We start from the raw sequence: 20881 nt of genomic DNA, 5'->3' as shown, positions 1-20881 counted from the left end.
CACAGGGGTGGGGCGACGGCTGCCGTCGGGAGAGTGTCCCGGCGTGTCCGTGCGGTCTCCCCGGGATGTTTCGGGGGGTGGGTCAGTGGGAGGCGGGGCGCAGCACGGCACGCTGGGCCGTGGTCAGCGGACGCGTGGGGACACCGCGCAGCAGCAGGAAGAGCTTCGCCGTCTCCTCTATCTCCTCGGCCATCTCCAGCGCGCGCCGGAGGTCGGGCGCGGCGGCGACCGGCCCGTGGTTGCTCAGCAGGAGTGCGGCGTGCTCGCGGGCCGACGCTTCGACGGCGTCGGTCGCCCGGTGGTCGCCGGGGGCGAAGTACGGGAGCAGCGCGAGGCTGCCGACGCGCATCGCGTAGTAGGCCGTCAGCGGCGGCAGGACGTCCCGCCGGTCGACCAGGGCCAGGCACGAGACGGCCGCCGCATGCGTGGAGTGGGTGTGCACCACCGCGCCGGCGCCCGGTCGGGCCCGGTACATGGCAGCGTGCAGGAACGCCTCCTTGGACGGTGGGGCGCCGGACACATGGGCTCCGGCGGCATCGATGACGGACAGGTCCTCCGCACGCACGGTGGCCAGGCTCGAACCGGTGGGGGTCACCAGGATGTGGTCGCCGGCGCGCACCGAGACGTTGCCCGTGCTCCCGTGCGTCAGCGAACGGGCGGCGACGGCCCGGGCGGTGGCGACGAGGTGGGCGCGTTCGGCTTCGTCGTCCCGCCCGCTCATGTGCGGTCCGCCGGTTCCACGGAGGACGCGGAGGACGCGGAGGCGTCGAGGAGAAGGCCGGCGTCACCGAAGTTGCCCGACTTGAGCAGCAACGCCAAGGAGTGCTCGCCCAGGGGGTGGATCCACGGCACCCCTCGCGCGGCTTCCGCGCCGACGTGCGCGCCGGTGACTCCGAGAGCGGCGACGACGGCGCCGGAGGTCTCTCCCCCGGCCGCGACCAGTCTGCGCACGCCCCGCTCGACCAGTCCTGTCGCGATGAGCCCCGTCGCCTCCTCCAGCAGGGCCGCGGACCGTTCCACGCCCAGCGCACGCTGTGTCTCGCGCAGCGTTTCCGGGGCTGCCGAGGAGTAGATGACGGGCGCGTCGCCGTTCGGGGGCAGGGTGTCGTACCAGGCGAGGGCTGCTTCGGCGAGCGCCACGGCATGCGGTGTCGCCACCGGGTCGAGACGGTAGCCGGGCCGGCCCGCGTCGGCGAGCACCGCGAGCTGTTCCAGGGTGCGGTGGGAGCAGCTGCCGCTCAGCACTGCGGCCGGTCCGTCCGGCGGGCCCGGGGCGCCGGCGGCCTCCCGCTCGTCGTCGGCCGTATCCCGCCCGGCGCCGAGGGTGCGGCCGGTCCGCTCCTCCGCGTACGCGTGCGCCAGGCCGGCGGCCAGTCCCGCGGCGCCCGCGACGAGGGGGGAGTCGAGGGCGGCCCGCCCCAGCGTGCGCAGATCGTTCTCGTCGATGCCGTCGGCCAGCACGTAGCGCGCGCCGCGCGCTCCGGCGGCCCCCAGCGCTTCGCGCACCGCCGCGCCGCCCTCCCGGACTGTTCCGAGTCCGATCAGTGCCACCTTCTCGCGGGTCTGGGCCCGCAGCAGCCTGGGCAGATACGAGTCCGTCATGGGGGTGACCGGGTGATCGCGCATGTGCGACTCCCCGAGCAGCACGTCATCCACGAAGAGACAGCCCTGGTACTGGGTCCGCAGGTGCTCGGGCGAACTCGGCGTCAGCGGCACCGTACCGGCGCCCGTCGCCTCGGCCAGCCGGTCCAGGACCGGGCCGATGTTGCCACGCGGGGTGGAGTCGAAGGTCGAGCAGAACTTGAAGTAGATCTGCCCCGCGCCCTGTCCGCGCAGCCAGTCCAGCGCCCCCAGGGACGAGGCGACCGCGTCGGCCGGGGGCGCCATCCGGCTCTTCAACGCGACGACCAGGGCGTCGTGTCCGGGCAGCCGATCCGCGTCGGGCTCCGGCTCCTCCTGCCCCGTACGGTCCGGCGCGCCGAAGAACAGCAGAGTCCGCAGTCCTGCGCGGCGCAGCGCCACGGCGACGTCCGTGGCGCCGGTGAAGTCGTCGGCGATGACCCCGAGCGGTGCCGTGTCGCGGGGCCGGTCCGTCGGGCGGCGAGTGTTTCGGCTTCGGGTCACAGCGGCCTCCCGGTGAGGGCGGTGCGCAGGGCGGCGGCCGCGGCGTGCGGACCGGAGACGACGGGCACCCCCAGCGCGGTGGAGAGGAACGCGGCGGCGGGCGCCAGGGAGAACTGGGCGAGCAGGACCGTGTCCGCGCCGGTGACGTGCGGCAGGCACGCGTCCCGCAGCGCGTCGCGGAGCGTGGAGAGGTCGCCTTGGCGGGCCGCGTCGAACGCGTCGGGCGCGACCACTCCGACCGGCTCCGTCGCCGGTCCGGCCGCGGCGGCGACCGCGGTGAAGCGCTTCAGCGAGTCCCGCATCGCTGCCTCGAACGAGGCGAGCACGAGCACCCGGCCCCGTCCGGCGGAGAGAGCCAGCGCCTGCTCGAAGGCAGCGGTGTCGGGGGCCAGGAGCGGGACCGGCGTCTCGACCGCCTCGGCGACCGAGCCGTAGAGCGAACAGGTCAGCAGCACTCCGTCGGCCCCACCGGCCAGGGCGTGGCCGATCAGCCGGGCCATCCGGTCCACGAGGGCCGGGGACAGCGGGCCGTCCTCCGGCGCGTCGTCGAGCAGCCGGTCGTCCAGCAGGTTCCAGGGCTCGGCCGCCGGGAACTCCTCGGCCAGTCCCGCGACCGCCGGGGCGATGGCGGTGGGTGTGGCGCTGATCAGCGCGATCCTCGGTGCGCGGGCACGCCGCGCCGCTACCCCGCTCATCGGTGCGCCTCCGCCGGTGACGCCGCTGCTCCGGTGTGCCGGACGACCCAGGAGAGACCGTTCACCGTGCCGTTCGCCGGGCGGTACTCACAGCCGATCCAGCCCTGGTAGGAGGCGTCCAGGAGGGTGCCGAAGACACGCTGCCAGGAGATCTCGCCGCTGCCGGGCTCCGTGCGTTCCGGCGGGTCGGCGATCTGCAGGTGGCGGACCCGGGGCAGGTGCTCGCGCAGGGTCGTGACGAGGTCGCCCTCCTGGACCTGTACGTGGTAGAGGTCCAGGAGCAGTCCGATCCCGTCGCCGCCCAGGGCCTCCACGACGGCTGCGGCCCGCGCCTGGGTGTCCAGCAGGAACCCGGGCACGTCACGGCCGTTCTGTGCCTCCAGGACCAGGCACACCCCCGTGCCCCGGGCCCGTTCGACGGCCCAGGTCAGGTTGGTGACGAACGTGGCGAAGGCCCGGTCGTGGCTGACGCCGGGCGGCCTGATGCCGCCCAGCACGTGCAGGAAGTCGCTGCCCAGCTCGGCCGCGTAGTCGAGGCCGCGCTCCAGGCCCCCGCGGAACTCGGCGGCCCGGCCGGGGAGGCAGGCAACGCCCGCCCGCTCGGGCGAACCGGGCTCGCCCATCGGTGCGTTGATCAGTACCTGGTGGAGACCCGCGTCGTCGAGGCGTCGGCGCAGGCGGGTTGCCGGGTACGGGTAGGGGTCGGCGTACTCGACGCCGGTGAAGCCGGCCGCGGCGGCGGCGTCGAACCGTTCCTCGAAGGGGACTTCGGTGAACAGCCACTTGAGGTTGGCGTCGAAGCGCTGCCCGTTCGGCGCCCGCATCAGCGCGCTCCCGTGCCGGCGGCGACGCTCACGCTGCCGGGGTTGACCAGGTGGTCCGGGATGCGCCCGGCGAGCAGCTCGACCACCTGCCGGGCGGCCATCGCGCCGGACCTGGCACGGGCCTCGACGGTGGCGGCGGCGATGTGCGCGGTCACGATGACGCTGTCGAGCCCGCGCAGCCTGCTGTCGGCGGGCAGCGGTTCGTGCTCGGTCACGTCCAGCGCGGCGCCCGCCAGCCGGCCCGCCCGGACCGCGTCGGCCAGTGCGTCCTCGTCCACGACTCCGCCCCGGGAGGTGTTGATCAGATACGCGTCGGGCTTCATGCGGCGCAGGGCGACCGCGTCGATCAGGTGCCGGGTGGTCGCGTCCAGGGAGATGTGCAGGGTGAGGAAGTCCGCCTCGGTCAGCACGTCGTCGAGGGACCGCGCCTCGACCCCGGTCTCCTTCAGGAAGTCCTCGTCCAGCCAGGGGTCATGGGCGACCACCCGCATACCGAGGGCGAGCGCCGCACGGGCGACGGTCCGGCCGATGGAGCCGAGGCCGACGATCCCGAGCGTGGTGCCGTGCAGTTCCCGGCCGCTCTCCTGTGTCCAGCCGCCCTCCCGCACCGCGGTGAGGTTCTGCGGAATGCGCCGGGCGCAGTTCAGCATCAGCGCCAGGACGTGTTCGGCGACGGATATGCGGTTGGTCCCCGGGGTGATGGTGACCGCGACGCCGCGCCGGGTCGCCGCCGCGACGTCGATGTTGTCGTGGCCGACGCCGCAGCGGCTGAGGATCCTCAGTCCGGGTGCCGCTTCGATGACCTCCGCGGAGAAGGGGTCGGTGCCGGCGACGACACCGGCCACGTCGGCGACGCATTCCGCCAGCGAGGCGCCGGTGGCCTCCCGGTCGGCGCGCCGGGCGAAGACCGTTTCCAGGCCGGCGTCCCGGAGGATGCGGTCGACCGGGCCGCCGGGTTCGAGGTAAGGCGTTGTCACGAGTACACGGGGCGCACGTTCTTCGGAGGGCTGCGTCATGGGGATCCTCTGCGTTCTGCGGTGGCGCACAACCAATGAGATCGCGACTATAGTATACGATTCTTAGTAACGCTATAGCATTTACTCGAACAGGTGATCACTAAGGAGGGGGCGCGCTACCATCGGGCGACGAAGGAGACCTTGCATGCCTACGCGCCCGTCCGAGCGGCAACCCCTGGCCGATCAGATGTACGAAGTGCTGCTCGGACAGTTCATGGACGGACTGTGGTCACCGGGCCGGCCACTCAACATCGGCGCCCTGTCCCGCGAGCTGAACGTCAGCCAGACGCCTCTGCGTGAGGCGCTCGCCCGGCTCGAACACACCGGCCTGGTGCGCCGCGAGGCCCTCAAGGGCTACCGGGTGGCGCCGCTGTTCAGCGAGACCGAGCTGATCAAACTGATGGACGCCCGGCTGGTGCTGGAGCCGACCCTCGCCTACGAGGCGGGCCGCCGGACCACCCCCGAGTTCCTCCAGGACGTCGCCGACAGCATCGAGGAGCTGCGGCGCTGCACGACTGGGGACGGCTCGACGTCGCTGCGCGCCTACCTGTCGGCGGACGAGCGCTTCCACTTCCTGATCGCCCGGCAGTCGGCCAACCCCTTCCTGGAGTCGGCGTACCGTTCGCTGAGCGGCCACGTCCAGCGCTTCCGGCTCTTCACCGAGCTCGGATCGTCCGACGCGGAGTCGCCCGCCCGCGATCACGCGGCCGTCCACGACGCCCTGGTCGCGGGCGATGCCGAGGGGGCCGCCGACCGGATGCGGGAACACATCGAGAACGCGAAGGCGCGTGCGCTGAAGGACCGTCAGGCGGTTGCGAACGAATGACCCCGGCCCGTCACGGCTCCACCTCACGGATCAGCGGTGCCCGGCCCCGTCCGTGACCCGGTCGAGCCCGTAGAGGTCGGCGACGCAGCCGCCCGGCCAGTAGCGGCGCCCGCCTTCGCTGAACGGCTCCAGCATGTTACTGATCACCAGGCGCTCGTACGGCAGGACCCGCTTCCCGGCCCGCGCCCCCTCGCGCAGCCGGCGGTCCTGGGCGTCCCACTTCTCGGCACGGGCCCGCATCGCGGTGTCCAGGTCGGTGAGCGACAGGGCCGGGCCGAAGCAGACCAGCACGCAGAGCGCGGCGCACACCGCCTTCGCCGGGGCGGTGCGGCGGGTGAGGCCGCGCAGGCCGAGGCCCAGCAGGGCGCCCACGCCGACGAGCACGATCACGTACAGCAGGAGGTAGTCGTTCCACAGCCGGTTGGCGCTCGGGTCGCTCACCCGGTCGCGGAACACCGGGTAGGCGATGACCGTGCAGAGGTAGCCGGAGACGAGGAGCGCGAGCACCCCGGCGGCCGTGAGCAGGGGCCAGTGCGCGGGCGGGCGGGGCGTCGTCCCGTCCGCCCGGCGGCACAGCAGCCCCAGCAGGACGCCCACCGCGACCGCGCCCACGTACTGCCAGGTCGTGACCACGGTGACGGTGATCTCCGCGAACGCGCGCAGCGACGCGGCGAGGGAGTCCGGGGCGAGCAGGGAGGCGGTCCCCGCTCCGAAGCGCTCCCTGCGGGTCATGGAGCCGGGTGAGGTGATGAGGACCAGCGCCCCGGCCGCCGTCCCGGCGATGCCTCCGGCGCACCACAGGCGGACGAACCCCCGGTCGACGGCGGGGACGACCCGGCCGGAGACGAGGAGCGCCGCCAGCAGCACCACCACGACGACGATCGCCGTCTCCTCGGACAGCGTGGCGAGGAAGGCCGCCATCAGCGCCGCGACGACGATGGCGATGACCCGCCCCCGGCGGGTACGGGCGAGCAGAAGCGGAATCGACGCGGCGCACGCCAGGACGGGCGGCAGGGTGTGCGAGACGGACGCGGCGGGCCAGTAGAACGTCTTGTACGTGTTCGGCGTGACGAACAGGAAGAGCACGGCGGTCAGCGCCGCGAGCAGGAGCGGCAGCCCGCGCGGGGTGCGCAGCCGGGCCCGGCGCAGTGCCAGGACGGCCACCGCCCAGAGGACCGCGAGCACCAGGACGGCGCTGACCAGGGGGTACCACTGGTGTCCCGCGACCTGGAACTTCGCGTACGCGCCGACCAGGAGGGCGTTGGCGACCCGCCCGTTGTCGTCGAAGTAGAACGTCCCGACGAGGCCGGTGATGCCGTCGTCCCGGACGGCGGGCAGGAAGCACCAGTCGTCCGCGCCGGGCCTCACCCACCGCCCGAACCAGGAGGCGGCGGCGAGCAGGGCGAGGGGCGGGAGCGCGAGGGCGCTCACCCAGAGGGCGGTCCAGGGGCTCTCCGAGGGGCGCGCGGCCGGGTCCGACGTCTCCTCGCCCCTCCGCGGCTCCTCCGGGGCGGTGGTCACGGGAACGTCGTCGGGCATCGCGGACGTCACCCCTCCCGGGACGAGCGGGTGGGCAGCGGTTCGGGCGCCGGGCGGCCGGGCGGCGGTTCGGCCCGCGGCGCCGCTTCGGCGGCCTTGGTCCGGCCCGAGGTGATCGCCCACCGGGCCAGCAGGAACGAGACCGGGGTGACGAGGACGCCCGCCGCCAGCGCGGCGAGGTTCTTGTCCATCCCGAGGCCGCTCACCGCCCCGTAGAGCAGCGCTCCGGACGCCACCAGGTTGACGAGGCTGGAGAGGGGATAGCGGACGAACCCGTGCCAGGTCGGCCGCGTCCGGCAGGTGACGTAGGAGTTGAGCAGGAACGAGCACACGATGCTGACCGCGAAGCCGATGACATGGGCCGACAGGTAGGGGATCCAGCGGTTCAGCGAGGCGTAGACACCGAGGTAGACGGCGGTGTTCACACAGCCGATGAGGAGGAAGCTGCCGAACTGGCGGACGGTACGGGACCGGCCGGGGGCGCCGGACTCCGGGGCGGGGGCCGGGGCGGGGGCGTCGGTCGCGGGGGCTCCGGTCGCAGGGACCGGGGCGGGCGCTCCGGTCGCGGGGGCCGGGGGAAGCGTGGCGGTCGCGGGGGCCGGGGGAAGCGTGGCGGCGCGTTCGCCGGGGCCTCCGGTGAGTTGCGGGCGCGGCGGCGGGCCGTCCGGCAGTGCCCGCCGGGTCGCGTCGGTCTCCCGCACGACGTAGGGCGGTCGGTGTTTCGCCTCGTGGTAGATGCGGCCCACGTACTCGCCGATGACCCCGAGCGTCACCAGCTGGATGCCGCTGAGGGCGACGACGGCGGTGAGGAGGGTGGCGTAGCCGGGGGTGTCGGCGCCGTGCAGGACGACGCCCACGACGGTCCACAGGGCGTAGACCAGGGCCGAGACGAAGACCCAGAAGCCGGTGTAGATCGCGAGGCGGAGCGGCCGGTTGTTGAAGGAGAGCAGTCCGTCGATGCCGTAGTTCAGCAGCCGCTTGCTGCCCCATTTCGACCGGCCCGCCACCCGCTCGCTGTTGCGGTAGCGGAAGGTGACCGTGTCGAAGCCGATCCAGGAGAAGATCCCCTTGGAGAAGCGGTTGCTCTCGGGAAGGGACAGGACGCTCTCCACGGCCCGCCTCGACAGCAGCCGGAAGTCCCCCGACCCGTCGATGAGCTCCACGTCCATGCAGCGGCGGACGAGCGCGTAGTAGGTGTGGCTGAGGGTGGTGCGGAGCATGCCCTCGCCCGCGCGGTCGCGGCGCGGGATGACCTGGTCGTAGCCGTGCCGGTGCAGTTCCAGCATGCGGGGGATCAGCTCGGGCGGGTGCTGGAGGTCGGCGTCCATGATGACCACGGCAGCTCCCCTCGACATGCGGAGGCCGGCGAGCATGGCGGCCTCCTTGCCGAAGTTGCGGCTGAAGGCGGTGTAGTGGACGCGTGGGTCGCGCGCGGCGAGGGCGCTGAGCAGGAGGCGGGTGCGGTCCCGGCTGCCGTCGTCGACGTAGCAGATCTCGAAGCTGTCCCCGAGGGGGTCCAGGACGCCGACCAGGGCGGCGTGGAAGGCCTCGATCACCTCGGCCTCGTCGAAACACGGCACGACGACCGACAACTGAAGGCCAGTCACACGCCACCTCCGGACTTCGGGCCCCTCCTGGGTGCCGGGCCTCACCGGCGCGGCGCCGTCGGCCTCCGGCACCGGGCCTCGGAACGCGCCACGTCCGCCCCATCTCACGACGGGCGGCGGCCTCCGCCTCCGCGCACACGCGCGGGGGAACCTCTTTCCCGCGCCCTTTCATGCGAACAGCCGACGCGGATCGGCAGAACGCCGGGTCGCGAGGGCGAAAAGGCGCGCATAGCCTCACAAAGGTGATATCTCCTCGATCGCCACGGGCTCGGAACACCGCACCCGGCGGCCCCTGGCTCCCGGGCCGGGCCCGGCTTCCCGGCCGGTCGGCCGGATCTCCCGGCGGCCCTGTGGCCGGGCTTCCCGGCGCCCTCCTGGCCGGGCCTCTCGCCGGTCTGCTCGCCGTGCTGTCCGCCGTGTGCTGGCTGGTGCTCCCCGCCGCCGCGCCCGCCCGCGCCGACGACCCCGTCGAGCTGTCCCGGGACGGGCAGATCACCGACCGGGTAGGGGCGCTGGGCGACCGGACGGGGCAGGTGGAGGACGCACTCGACCGGTTGTACGCCGATGAGCGCGTCCAGCTCTTCGTGGTGTACGTACGCGATTTCTCCGGCCGGTCCGGGCAGACCTGGAGCGACGAGACCGCCGACCGCAACGGCCTGGGCCAGGACGACGTGCTGCTCTCCGTCGCCACCCACGACCGGCAGTACGCCTACTCCGTCGACGCCGGCTCCGCGCTCACCGACGAGCAGCTGCGGGAGGTGGCGGGCACCGCGATCGAACCCGCGCTGCGGGAGAACGACTGGGCGGGGGCCGCGATCGGCGCGGCCGACGGCTACGGCTCCGTGCTGGCCGGACGCCCGGTGACCGCCCCCACCATCACGCCGGGGCCCGCCGATCCCGGAACGGGCGGCTCCGACTCCACCGGCGCCCGCGATGTCATCCTGCCGGTGGCCGTCGTGGTGGGCGCGGGCGCGGTCGGCGCCTACGCGTACGCCCGGCGCAGACGGCGTACGACGACCCGCACCACCCCGGCGGCCACCGGCTGGGGCCGGGGCGCGGGGGCGGGTGGTGCGCCGGAGCCGCCGACGCCGCTGCCGGAGCTGGACGGGCAGGCGAAGCAGGTGCTGGTGGACACCGACGACGCGGTGCGCACCAGCGAGGAGGAACTCGGCTTCGCCACCGCCCAGTTCGGCGAGGAGGCGGCGAAGCCCTTCACCGAGGCGGTCGCGCGGGCGAAGGACGAGCTGACGCGGTCGTTCCGGTTGCGCCAGCAGCTCGACGACGCCTTCCCGGAGGACGACGCGACCCGCCGCCGGATGCTGGAGGAGATCCTGCGGCGGTGCGCGACCGCGAACGAGGGCCTGGACACCGTCTCCGAGGACTTCGACCGGCTGCGCGCCCTGGAACGCAACGCGCCGCAGGCCCTGGCCACCGTGGACGCCACCCACCGCGGCCTGGCCGGACGGGTCGTGGCGGCCGAGTCGGGCGTCGCCGGGCTGCACGAGCGGTACGGGGAGGGCACCGCCGCACCCGTGGCGGCCGACGTCGAGCAGGCGAAGGACCGGCTCGTCTTCGCGGCCTCGGCCGTGGAGCAGGCCCGTACGGCGGTCGAGGGCGGCGAGAACTCCCGGGCCGCGGTGTACATCCGGGGAGCCGAGGGCGCGGTGGGCCAGGCGGGCACGCTGCTGGACTCGGTGGACCGGCGGGCGGCGGAGCTGGGTGAGGCCGCGCGGAAGCTGCCCGCCGCGCTGACCGAGACGGAGACCGACCTCGCGGACGCGGGCGGGCTGCTCGAAGGAACCGCCGAGGGCGCGTCGACCGCCGATCTGCGCGGCCGGATCGCCCGCGCCGAGGCCGTACTCGGCGATGTGCGGGCCGCGACGGCCGCCGGACCGTACGACCCGGTCGACGCGCTGCGCCGGGTGGAGGAGGCGGACGCGGCCCTGGACGAGGCGCTGGCGGGGGCCCGGGACCAGGAGCGGGGCGAGGCGAAGGCCCGCTCCCTCCTCGATCAGGCGATGCTCACCGCCCGGTCCGCGATCGGGGCGGCGGCCGACTTCATCACGACCAACCGGGGTGCGGTCGGCAGCCAGGCCCGCACGCGGCTGGCCGAGGCGCAGCGGCGGTGGGAGCGGGCCCGGGAGCTGTCGGCGACGGACGCGCAGGGGGCGCTGGCCGAGGCGCGGCAGGCGGACGCGCTGGCCGGGCAGGCACTGAGCCTGGCCGAGCAGGACGTCCGGGGCTCCGGTTCCCTGCGGGGTCCCGGTTCCATGCAGGGCGGGGGCGGGGGCATGGGCGGGGCGGTGCTCGGCGGCATCATCCTCGGCGGGCTGTTCGGGGGCGGCGGCCGGTCCGGCGGCTTCGGCGGCGGGCCGGGCAGCTTCGGAGGGGGCGGCACCCGGGGCCGCCGGGGCGGTGGCGGCCGCTTCTGAACGACCGGCAGGGCAGGAACGGACACACCGGCACGACCGTCTCGACTTCCAAGGAGTCATCCCATGAGCAAGCAGACCATCCTCGGCCGCGTCACCCAGCTCGCCAAGGCCAACATCAACGCCCTCATCGATCAGGCCGAGGACCCGCAGAAGATGCTGGACCAGCTGATCCGGGACTACACGAACAACATCGCGGAGGCCGAGCAGGCGGTCGCGGCCACCATCGGCAACCTCCGGCTGATGGAGCAGGACCACAAGGAGGACGTCGAGGCGGCGGCCGAGTGGGGCGGCAAGGCGCTGGCCGCCAGCCGGAAGGCCGACGAGCTGCGCGGGGCCGGGTCGGTCGCGGAGGCCGACAAGTTCGACAACCTGGCGAAGGTCGCGCTGGGCCGCCAGCTCCAGTCCGAGCAGGAGGCGAGGACGGCCGGCCCGACGATCGCCTCGCAGAGCGAGGTGGTGGACAAGCTGAAGTCGGGGCTCGACCAGATGAAGGCCAAGCTCTCCCAGCTCAAGGCCAAGCGTGACGAGTTGGTGGCGCGGTCGAAGTCCGCGCAGGCGCAGAACCGGATGATGGACGCCGTGAAGAGCATCGACGTCCTGGACCCGACGAGCGAGCTGAGCCGCTTCGAGGACAAGGTGCGGCGCGAGGAGGCGAAGGCGCTGGGCAAGCAGGAGCTGGCGGCCTCCTCGCTGGACGCCCAGTTCGAGGAGCTGGACGGCCTGGGCGACAGCGCGGAGGTCGAGGCCCGGCTGGCGGCCCTGAAGACGGGCGCGTGACGGAGGACGGGCGCGTGACGCGGAGTGCGCCGGGAGTGCCCGCGTGCCCCCGGCGGACCGGGCGGGGCCGGCGCCCCGACGGAGGGCGCGGGGCTCAGTACATGCTCAGGAGCTGCTCCACGGAGAGTTCGGCGGCCGGGGCCCCGTCCGGCAGGGCCAGTTCGAACCAGACGGTCTTGCCGCGCGGAGTGCGGCGCGATCCCCAGGCCGTGCTGAGCAGACCGACCAGCTGGAGGCCGCGGCCACCCTCGTCGGTGTCGCGGGCGCGGCGGCGGCGGGGCTGGACGAGGCCGGCGTCCCACACCTCGCAGACCAGGGTGCGGTCGCGCAGCAGCCGGAGCCGGATCTCGCCCTCGCCGTAGCGCAGGGCGTTGGTGACCAGTTCGCTGACGAGGAGTTCGGTGGTGTCGACCAGGTCGTCGAGGTCCCAGGCGACCAGCTGCGAGCGGGCCAGCTCACGGGCGCGCCCCACGGAGCGGGGCTCGCGCGGCAGCGTCCAGTCCCCTACCGCCTCCTCGGGGAGCCCCTGGATGCGGGCCATCAGCAGGGCGATGTCGTCCTCGCCGTGCCGGGTGTCGAGGGTGCTCAGCACATGGTCGCAGGCGTCCTCCAGCTCCATCTGCGGACCGGTGAGAACGGCCCGCAGGGCGTCCAGGCCCTCGTCCAGCGGCTGGTCGCGGGACTCCACGAGGCCGTCGGTGTAGAGGGTGAGCAGGGCGTTCTCCGACAGCTCGACCTCGACCTCCTCGAACGGCTCGCCGCCGACGCCCAGCGGCATGCCCGGCGGTACGTCGATGAGCCGGGCGGGCCGGCCGGGCTCGACGACGGCCGGGGGGAGGTGCCCGGCGTTGGCGAACGTGCAGCGCCGGGTGACCGGGTCGTAGACCGCGTACACGCAGGTCGCGAGATACACCTCGGAGAGGTCCGCCTCGCGGGACTTCTGCGCGGCGCGGGAGGGCCACTGCGCTCCCCCGCTGCCGCCGAGGCCCTCGCTGCGCTCGCCGCCGCCCGGGGAGCCGAGGCCGCGGGCGACCTCGTCGAGGGCGGAGAGCACTTCGGCGGGCTCCAGGTCGAGGAGGGCCAGGGTCCGCACGGCGGTGCGCAGTTCGCCCATGGCGACGGCGGCGCGCAGGCCGCGGCCCATGACGTCGCCGACGACGAGGGCGGTGCGGTGACCGGGCAGCTCGATCACGTCGAACCAGTCGCCGCCGACCTCGGTGGCGGTGTTGCCCGGCAGATAGCGGCAGGCGATGTCGAGTCCGGCGGCCTCGGGGTCACCGGGGGGCAGGAGGCTGCGCTGGAGGATCAGGGCGCGTTCGTGCTCGCGGCGGTAGAGGCGGGCGTTGTCGATGCAGACGGCGGCGCGGGCGGCCAGCTCGGTGGCCAGGGCCCGGTCGCGCTCGCCGAACGGCTCGCTGCCCTTCGTACGGGAGAACTGGACGAGGCCGACGACCGTGTCGTGCGCGACCATCGGCACGGCGAGCGTCGACTGCACGAAGCCCATCTCGTCGCCGGGGACGTCCTCGACCCGGCCGGAGCGCAGCGCCGTGGCGCAGGGCGAGCCGAACGGGAAGCGGTGGACGGAGCCGAGCGCGGGCGGCAGGCCGTCCGGGCCCGGAGGCCCGCTGCCCGCCGCGGCGGTGGGCAGGGCGTCGGCGACCGCGCTGGCATGGGCCACCCGGCGCAGCTCCGCCGAGCCTCCGGCGGCGTCACGGTGGGCGGGCGCCCAACTGCCGGGAGCGGCCTCCTCGCCGGTGAGCAGCCCCTGGTAGAGGTCGACGGTGGCGAGGTCGCAGAAGCCGGGGACCGCCACGTCGAGGAGTTCGCGGGCGGTGGTCTCCAGGTCCAGGGAATTGCCGATGCGGGCGCTGGCCTCGTTGAGGAGGGCGAGGTTGCGGCGGGCGCTGGCCGCCTCGCGGGCGGCGATGTGCCGGCGGGTGACGTCGGTGGCGAGGCCGGCGACGCCGACGGGGCGGCCGGCCCCGCTGTGCACCCGGTAGAGGTTCATGGACCAGTGGCGGCGCTGGGTGCCGCCCGGGGCGGGGCCGACGAGCTGGAGGTCGGTGACCGACTCCCCGGTCTCCAGGACCCGTTTCAGGGTGGCGGACAGCCGGTCGGCCTCGGCGCGCGGCAGATAGTCCTCCACCGTGCGGCCCCGGTGGTCGTCGGCCGCGCCGCCGAAGACCGTGGCGAAGCGCTGGTTGGCCCGGACGACGGCGAAGTCCGTGCCGAACAGCACGAAGCCGAAAGGAGATTGGCCGAATATGGCCTGCGAGGCGGCGAGGTCCGTCTCGATCCGCCGCAGGGCCCGGACGTCCACGACGATACAGAGCGCGGCCCGCTCGCCCCGGCCCGTCAGACTCGGCATCACATAGACCTCGGCGACGCCGTGCGCCCCGCCCTCGCCCGGCATCCGGAACGGGACGAGGCCCGTCCACTCCTTGCCGTCGAGGATCTCGCCGACCCGTCGGTGGCCGTCCGAGCGCAGCTCGGCGGGCATGAAGGCCTCCACCGGGTCGCGGCCTATCGCCTCGGTCGAGGACATGCCGAACAGACCGGCGGCCCGGCTGCTCCACTGCTCGATCAGACCGTCGGGGCCGATCGAGAAGGAGGCGACCCTGATGTAGTCATAGATCGAGCCGGGCGGACTGCTCTGCCACACGACATCGCCCGTGGTCCCGACGACCTCACCGACCTCACCTGTTGTCCCAGGTATTTCGCTCACGCGACCGTCCCCTCCAGCTCACACACCGGACCGGTCCTGCCCGCAGTATTCAGCACTACGGCCCCGACCGACACGGCGTTCACGATCACAGCAAGGTCTCAGTCCCTTTCAGCCAGGTTCTGCCCGACCTCTGGTGATCGCTGTGCGTCCCTCCACTCTCCTAACCAGGGAGAGCCAGCTCGAACCACACCGTCTTGCCACTCTTTCCGCGACGGGTCCCCCAGCGACGTGCGGAACAGGCCACGAGCTGGAGCCCCCGGCCACCCTCGTCCTCGGGTCCCGCACTGCGTTCGGTGGGTGGATCCGGAAGCGGATCGGAGACTTCCACCAGCAGTACCGGGGCGGCGGGAGGGCGGTCGGCGAATGGGAGATCCCCGTCCGCGTGCGACTGGACCAGGCGTACGCCGATGGGTCCGGAGGCGTACCGGAGGGAGTTGGTCACCAGCTCGCTGACGAGCAGGACCGCCAGGTCGCCCACCGCGGCGTCGAGGCCCCAGGAGCCCAGCGCGCCCCGGACGGCGTGCCGGGCGCTCCGCACGGAACCGGGTTCGGCGGGGAAGGTCCACTCGGCGCAGTCGCCTTCGGTATCGATCACGCCGATCACTTCCCAGGGCCGACCACGGGCACACCTCTTGCGCAAATGGGCACTAATCAGCCCATACCCACGTTTTGTTGCCCACTACCGCGCAACCTGGCGTTTGGTGCAGACGGGCGTACGCGCACGACGCCGGGAGGACACGGCCGGAGAAGACGGGCGCAGGTCGCAGTCGGAGATCACGGCCGCAGGTCACGGCAGGTCAGCCCAGCGCGCCCGCCGCCCTGAGGTCGTCGAAGAGCAACTGGTCCACGGGCGGCACAAGGGCCCGGTCGGCGAAGGAGAACCACGCCATCTCCTCGATCTCGCTGCTCGCGGCGAGCGTGCCGCGGTAGTCGCCGTAGTAGCAGCTCATCCGTACGACGGCGGCGCCGGGCCGGTCGTCCACGGGGGCCTCGTACGTACCGGCGTGGACGACGGTCTCCCTGATCAGGCCGACCGTCAGCTCCTCCTCGACCTCCCGCAGGAGCGTCTGCAGATCGGTCTCCGCACCCTCGCGCTTGCCGCCCGGGATGTAGAAGACGTCCTTGCCCCGGGGCCGCGCGCAGAGGATCCTGCCGCCCTCGATCCGCACCCACGCCACCGTGTCGATCAGCACCGCCACCACTCCGCCCCGCTCGCCGTACCTCCGGCGGCTTCCGCACCCCCGGTCCGGGCGGGACCCTACCGCCCGGACCGCCGACCCACGGAACGCGGGGACGCGGGCGGTGGGCACACGGACGGTGGAGGCGGGGCAGGGGCAGGGAAGGGAACGGGAGGCGGGCACGGGTGCGCGCCACGAGGGCGCACGGGCGCACGCGGGCGGGAAGGCGCCCCGGGAGGACCGATGGGGCCCGGGAGGCGGAACGGCCTCCCGGGGCCCACAGGCCGTCCGCGCGTCAGGGCCTGGTGCCCTGCCCCACGCGCTCCACCCGGTAGACCTGGTGGCGATGGCGGTCGTCGAGGCCGTCGGCGACCTTCTGCGCCTCGGCCTGCGTGGCGTACCTGCCCACGCGGTAGCGATTGCCGCCGTCGTCCTGCCGTATCACCTGCCAGGGGAGCACCGCGCCGCTGTCGCTCATCGTGTCGCTCCCCCGCATATCGCCCCTCTTCCCACCGGCGTGCACGTCTCTAAGCATCCCCAGGAAACCGCAGTACGCATATGCCCGAGCGTACGCCTGACCTTCACTCAGTGCAGGCGGGTTTGCACAAAGAGATACACATCCGGCCATCACGAAAGGGGCGCATCCGCAGAATGCGCCCCCTCATGACCCAACAGCCCCGGCCGACAGGCCCCCATCGACGCCGGGCGGCCCCGTCAGCCGGACCGACGGGGCGTCATCTCACCTCATCTCACCGGGAGGTGGTACGCGACCCGGTACCGGTCCGCCGGCACCACCACGTCGGCCGTCTCCACGGCCCGGCCCGAGGCGTAGTACGTACGCCCGATGACGATGACCACATGGCCGGGCACGCCGCCGAGCGCCAGGAGCTCCTCCGCCAGCCCCGGGCGCGCGCCGACCTCCTCGGCGACGTTGTCCACGACGACGTCGATCGCGGCCATCCGGTCGACCACTCCGCAGCCGCCCAACGGACCCTCCTCCGGCAGCATCACCGGCGTCCGGCCGGTGACGGCCAGCGGCTCCCAGGAGGTGGAGAGCATGGTCGGCTCACCCGCCTCCCGGAAGACGTAGTGCGTACGCATCACGCGGTCACCCGGCTCGATGCCCAGCCGCTCGGCGATCTCGGGGTTCGCCCCCTCCTGCTCGCTGCGGGACTCCCAGGTCCCGCGCGCCCCCTCCGCCGTCTGCTCCTGCCGGAACGGACTGGCCCCCCCGTCCGGCCGGTTGCCGGAGCGGGCGATCCTGCGCGGCACGGGACGCTCGCGCACATAGGTGCCGGAGCCGGAGCGCCCCTCGACCAGCCCCTCCGCCATCAGGACCTTGCGCGCCTCCAGGGCGACGGTGTCCGAGACCCCGTACTCCTCCCGGATGCGGGCCTGCGACGGCAGGCGGGTATGGGGCGGCAGCGCGCCGTTGACGATCTTCTCCCTGAGATCGCTCGCCACGCGCAGATAGGCGGGCTGCTCACCGAAAGTCACAGGCCACTCCCAACAGGTTGACAGTCTGCGACAGCCTGACAACCGTGGGTTGTGCACCGCAAGCATGGGCCAGAGTTTCACTCAATGTGATGATCTTGTGACGGTGCACGCATACCTCGAACGCGTGCGCCAGATCAGTCCCGGACATCCTCCGACTCGACTCTGCCCAACGTCACACCGGCCGACACGGCCGCATCGGCACCGCCGCGCCAGCGCCGCACAGGCACCGCGCCGTCACCGCCACGGCACCGCCATCGAAGTCCGGCAACTCCCGGACTCTTGACCATTTTTGGTCCAGACCAATACCTTCCTGTGCACAGCACGGCTCCCGTACTTCCTTCCGCTTTCCTTCCGTTTCCCTTCCGCACCGGATCACGCACAGGAACGAGCCTCATGCGCCGAAGAAACCTGTCCCGAATGACCACCGCCGGCGTCGCCCTGGCCCTGCTGGGGGGCATCGCGCCCGCCGCCACGGCCAGCGCCGACCACGACCGGAGCAACGGCGGCGACCGCGACAAGGGGCACCACCGCCCCGCGTACAAGAGCGTCGGCTACTTCACCCAATGGGGGATCTACGGACGCGACTTCCAGGTCAAGGACCTGGACACCAGCGGGGCCGCGGCCAAGCTGACCCACATCAACTACGCCTTCGGCAACGTCAACGCCGAGGGCAAGTGCTTCACCGGCAACATCCCCGGCCAGGCGGACGCCTGGGCCGACTACGGCCGTCCGCTCGACGCGGCGGGATCGGTGGACGGCGTCGCCGACACCGACGCCCAGCCGCTCGCGGGCAACTTCAACCAGCTGCGCGAGCTGAAGGCCAAGCACCCCGGCCTCAAGGTCATGATCTCGCTGGGCGGCTGGAGCTACTCCACCCACTTCTCCGACGCGGTCCGCACCGCGGCCTCGCGCAAGGCCCTCGTCGCCTCCTGCGTCGACCTGTACATCAAGGGCGACCTCCCGGTGGACGGGGCCCGCGGCGGCCGGGGCGCGGCGGTCGGCCTCTTCGACGGCATCGACGTCGACTGGGAGTGGCCCGGCTCGCCGGGCAACGAGGGCACCGTCTACCGCCCGGAGGACAAGAAGAACTTCACCGCCCTGATCCACGAGTTCCGCACCCAGCTCGACGCCTACGCGAAGAGCCAGGCGAAGGCCAAGGAGAAGGCCGCCAAGGGCAAGGGCCACGGGCACGGGAAGCCGAAGCCGAAGCACTACGACCTGTCGGCCTACGTGGCGGCCAACCCGAAGGCGATCGACGCGGGCTTCGACGTGAAGCGCCTCATGAGGGACTTCGACTTCGTCAACATCCAGGGCTACGACTACCACGTCTCCGGCGAGAAGAAGACGGCGCAGCAGTCGGCCCTGTACGCGAAGAACGACTTCAGCGTCGATCAGACCGTGCGCGACTGGGTGCGCCGCGGTGCGCCCAAGCACAAGATCGTGGTGGGCCTGCCGACCTACGGCCAGGGCTGGACCGGAGTGAGCGGCGGCGGCACGGGCATGGGCCAGCCGGCCACGGCCCCGGCTCCGGCCACCTGGGCGGCGGGCTACGAGGACTACAAGGTCCTCAAGAAGCTGGCCGCGTCGGGGGCGTACAAGGTCCACCGTGACGTGAAGAACGGCCACGCGTGGCTGTTCGACGGCACGACGCTGTGGACGTACGACGACCCGCAGGTGCTGCGCACCAAGGCCTCGTACATCCGGGACAAGGGCCTCGGCGGGGCGATGTTCTGGTCGCTGGACGGGGACACGGAGAACGGTGAGCTGATCACCGCGGTCGACCGCGGGCTCAACCGCCGCTGACACCGCCACCGGCACCGAAGGGGCCGGGGCGGCCGCGTGACGCGGCCGCCCCGGCCCGACGTCCGGGACTCAGCGGTTCAGGTGTTCAGGGGTTCGGCGATTCGGCCCGGCACGCCGGGGCGTGTCTCAGAACTGGAGCGCCCAGCTGTTGATCCGCCCGGTGTCGGCGCTCGCGTTGTCGCCGACCCGGAGCTTCCAGGTGCCGTTGGCGACCTCGGAGGAGGCGTTGACGGTGTACGTGGTGACCACGTTGTCGGCGCTGCCGCCGGTGCCGTACGCCTTCAGGTTGTAGACGGAACCGTCGGGCGCGACCAGGTCGATCCTCAGGTCGCCGATGTAGGTGTGCGAGATGTTGACCGGGACGCTCAGCGCGGCCGGGGCGTTACCGGTGACACCGGTGACGGTGACCGGCGCCTCGACGGTGGCGTTGTCGTTGATCGCGTACCCGGTGGTGTTCTCGAACTTCTTGCCGGGCGGCGGGGTGGTGCCGCCGGGGCCCACGTACAGCAGCCGGTTCGGCGAGCCGCTGCCCGGGTTGGTGACGACCCCGGGAGTGGAGGCCGCGACCAGGGCGGCGGAGATCTGGGCGGGGGTGGAGCCCGGGTTGTCGGCGAGGTAGATCGCGGCGGCGCCGGCGACGTGCGGGCTGGCCATCGACGTGCCGGAGATGGTGTTCGTGGCACTGTCGCTGGTGTGCCACGACGAGGTGATCGAGGAACCGGGGGCGAAGATGTCCACGATCGAGCCGTAGTTGGAGAAGCTGGAGCGGGCGTCGGTGTTGGTCGTCGAGCCCACCGTGATCGCCTCGGCGACACGCGCCGGCGACTTGGTCGAGGCGTCGGTGGACTCGTTGCCCGCCGCGACGGCGTAGGTGACGCCGGAGGCGACGGACCGGCGCACCGCGGCGTCGAGCACCGAGTCCGCGCCGCCGCCGAGGCTCATGTTGGCGACGGCCGGCTTGACGGCGTTGGCCGTCACCCAGTCGATGCCGGCCACGACTCCCGCGGTGGTGCCGGAGCCGCTGTTGTTCAGCACCCGCACGCCGACGATCTTGGCCTTCTTGGCCACGCCGTACGCGGTGCCGGCCACGGTGCCCGCCACGTGCGTGCCGTGGCCGTTGCCGTCCTGCGACACGTTGTCGTTGTCCACGGCGTCGAAGCCGTTGAAGGCCCGGCCGCCGAAGTCGCTGTGGCTGATGCGCACCCCGGTGTCGATGATGTAGGCGGTGACGCCCTCACCGGCCTTGTCGGGGTAGGTGTAGCGCTGGTCCAGCGGCAGGTTCCGCTGGTCGATCCGGTCGAGGCCCCAGGAGGGCGGGTTGCTCTGGGTGGCGGAAGCCGTGAAGGTGCGGTTCTGCGAGACGGACGCGACGGCCGGGTCGGCGGCGAACTTCTTCGCCTCGGCGGCCGAGGCCTCGACCGCGTAGCCGTTGAGGGCCGAGCGGTAGGTCCGTTCGACGCTCGCGCCGTACTTCTTCGCGAGGGCCTTGCCCTGGGCGGAGTCGGACTTCACGGCCGAGTCCCTCAGCGTCACGATGTAGCTGTCGCTGATGGTGCCCGGGGCGCCCGCGTTCAGAATCACGCCTTCGGGGGCGCGCTCGGCCGCGGTCGCCGGAAGCGAGGCGGTGGCGAGTGCGACGGCGGCTGCGGTGGCTATGACGGTCGCCGCGGCGAGTCTTCGACGGGCCTGGGGGGTGTGACGCGTCACTGACATCTGAGGGGTCCTCCTCATCGGCGGTGCTCTGGTGGGGGGTGGTGCCGGAGCCGGGCGACCGACTCCCGACAGGGGCATGACAAATCAGCCATCGGAACGCCCCGTTCTCTGCGTCGTCCGGTGAA

At 73.0% G+C, this 20881-nt stretch carries 17 protein-coding genes; 4 read left to right on the top strand and 13 right to left on the bottom strand.

Annotation, left to right across the window (positions count from 1 at the left end; all coding sequences use genetic code 11):
- Positions 1-82: 82 nt before the first annotated feature.
- The 5 genes from OG245_RS25045 to OG245_RS25025 are packed head-to-tail and all read right to left on the bottom strand — an operon-like array spanning position 83 to position 4620.
- The gene (locus OG245_RS25045) at positions 83-721 is read right to left on the bottom strand and encodes an aldolase (RefSeq protein ID WP_371625691.1); all 639 of its coding nucleotides are present in this window, start codon (positions 719-721) and stop codon (positions 83-85) included.
- Positions 718-2124 (bottom strand): 3-oxo-tetronate kinase, encoded by a 1407-nt coding sequence (otnK, locus tag OG245_RS25040; protein ID WP_371625690.1) that lies wholly within the window; start codon positions 2122-2124, stop codon positions 718-720. The genes OG245_RS25045 and otnK overlap by 4 nt, the downstream gene beginning before the upstream one ends.
- Complete coding sequence (locus tag OG245_RS25035; RefSeq protein WP_371625689.1) at positions 2121-2819, bottom strand: hypothetical protein; 699 nt, start codon at positions 2817-2819, stop codon at positions 2121-2123. Before OG245_RS25035 ends, otnK begins: the two co-directional genes overlap by 4 nt.
- Entirely contained in the window at positions 2816-3643 is an 828-nt protein-coding gene (locus OG245_RS25030) for a hydroxypyruvate isomerase family protein (protein WP_371625688.1), read from the bottom strand. Before OG245_RS25030 ends, OG245_RS25035 begins: the two co-directional genes overlap by 4 nt.
- On the bottom strand, positions 3643-4620 hold the full coding sequence (locus tag OG245_RS25025; RefSeq protein WP_371625687.1) for a phosphoglycerate dehydrogenase: 978 nt from the start codon (positions 4618-4620) through the stop codon (positions 3643-3645). Before OG245_RS25025 ends, OG245_RS25030 begins: the two co-directional genes overlap by 1 nt.
- 184 nt (positions 4621-4804) lie before the next feature.
- Between OG245_RS25025 and OG245_RS25020 the strand changes: the two genes are divergently transcribed.
- Positions 4805-5485: a GntR family transcriptional regulator gene (locus tag OG245_RS25020; protein WP_371625686.1), complete on the top strand. Its 681-nt coding sequence runs from the start codon at positions 4805-4807 to the stop codon at positions 5483-5485.
- 30 nt (positions 5486-5515) lie between these two features.
- Here the strand turns inward: OG245_RS25020 and OG245_RS25015 are convergent, their stop codons facing one another.
- On the bottom strand, positions 5516-7024 hold the full coding sequence (locus OG245_RS25015) for a DUF6056 family protein (protein WP_371625685.1): 1509 nt from the start codon (positions 7022-7024) through the stop codon (positions 5516-5518).
- 8 nt (positions 7025-7032) lie between these two features.
- A complete protein-coding gene (locus tag OG245_RS25010) occupies positions 7033-8631 on the bottom strand; it encodes a glycosyltransferase (RefSeq protein WP_371625684.1) in 1599 nt (532 codons plus the stop codon).
- A 350-nt stretch (positions 8632-8981) separates the two neighbouring features.
- Between OG245_RS25010 and OG245_RS25005 the strand changes: the two genes are divergently transcribed.
- Positions 8982-11063 carry a TPM domain-containing protein gene (locus OG245_RS25005; protein ID WP_371625683.1) on the top strand — a complete coding sequence of 694 codons (2082 nt, stop codon included), beginning with the start codon at positions 8982-8984 and terminating at the stop codon, positions 11061-11063.
- A 63-nt stretch (positions 11064-11126) separates the two neighbouring features.
- The gene (locus OG245_RS25000) at positions 11127-11840 is read left to right on the top strand and encodes a PspA/IM30 family protein (RefSeq protein ID WP_371625682.1); all 714 of its coding nucleotides are present in this window, start codon (positions 11127-11129) and stop codon (positions 11838-11840) included.
- A 94-nt stretch (positions 11841-11934) separates the two neighbouring features.
- Here the strand turns inward: OG245_RS25000 and OG245_RS24995 are convergent, their stop codons facing one another.
- The 5 genes from OG245_RS24995 to OG245_RS24975 all read right to left on the bottom strand — a co-directional run bounded on the left by OG245_RS24995 (position 11935) and on the right by OG245_RS24975 (position 17240).
- Entirely contained in the window at positions 11935-14502 is a 2568-nt protein-coding gene (locus OG245_RS24995; protein WP_371627985.1) for a SpoIIE family protein phosphatase, read from the bottom strand.
- Positions 14503-14725: 223 nt separating this feature from the next.
- The gene (locus OG245_RS24990; RefSeq protein ID WP_371625681.1) at positions 14726-15169 is read right to left on the bottom strand and encodes an ATP-binding protein; all 444 of its coding nucleotides are present in this window, start codon (positions 15167-15169) and stop codon (positions 14726-14728) included.
- A 193-nt stretch (positions 15170-15362) separates the two neighbouring features.
- Entirely contained in the window at positions 15363-15767 is a 405-nt protein-coding gene (locus tag OG245_RS24985; RefSeq protein ID WP_371625680.1) for an NUDIX domain-containing protein, read from the bottom strand.
- A 271-nt stretch (positions 15768-16038) separates the two neighbouring features.
- The gene (locus OG245_RS24980; RefSeq protein WP_047178584.1) at positions 16039-16239 is read right to left on the bottom strand and encodes a hypothetical protein; all 201 of its coding nucleotides are present in this window, start codon (positions 16237-16239) and stop codon (positions 16039-16041) included.
- A 248-nt stretch (positions 16240-16487) separates the two neighbouring features.
- Positions 16488-17240, bottom strand: a complete 753-nt coding sequence (locus OG245_RS24975) for a GntR family transcriptional regulator (protein WP_371625679.1) — start codon at positions 17238-17240, stop codon at positions 16488-16490.
- A gap of 393 nt (positions 17241-17633) precedes the next feature.
- Between OG245_RS24975 and OG245_RS24970 the strand changes: the two genes are divergently transcribed.
- Positions 17634-19043, top strand: a complete 1410-nt coding sequence (locus OG245_RS24970) for a glycoside hydrolase family 18 protein (RefSeq protein ID WP_371625678.1) — start codon at positions 17634-17636, stop codon at positions 19041-19043.
- A 126-nt stretch (positions 19044-19169) separates the two neighbouring features.
- Here OG245_RS24970 and OG245_RS24965 read toward each other — a convergent pair whose 3' ends face one another.
- Positions 19170-20756, bottom strand: coding sequence for a S8 family serine peptidase (locus OG245_RS24965; protein ID WP_371625677.1), 1587 nt, complete (start codon positions 20754-20756; stop codon positions 19170-19172).
- Positions 20757-20881 lie beyond the last annotated feature (125 nt).

This window comes from Streptomyces sp. NBC_01116 (genome assembly GCF_041435495.1).
In the GTDB taxonomy this organism is placed as follows: Bacteria; Actinomycetota; Actinomycetes; order Streptomycetales; family Streptomycetaceae; genus Streptomyces.
Note: the sequence above shows the minus strand (reverse complement) of the source record. Positions and strands in the feature narration are given on the sequence as shown.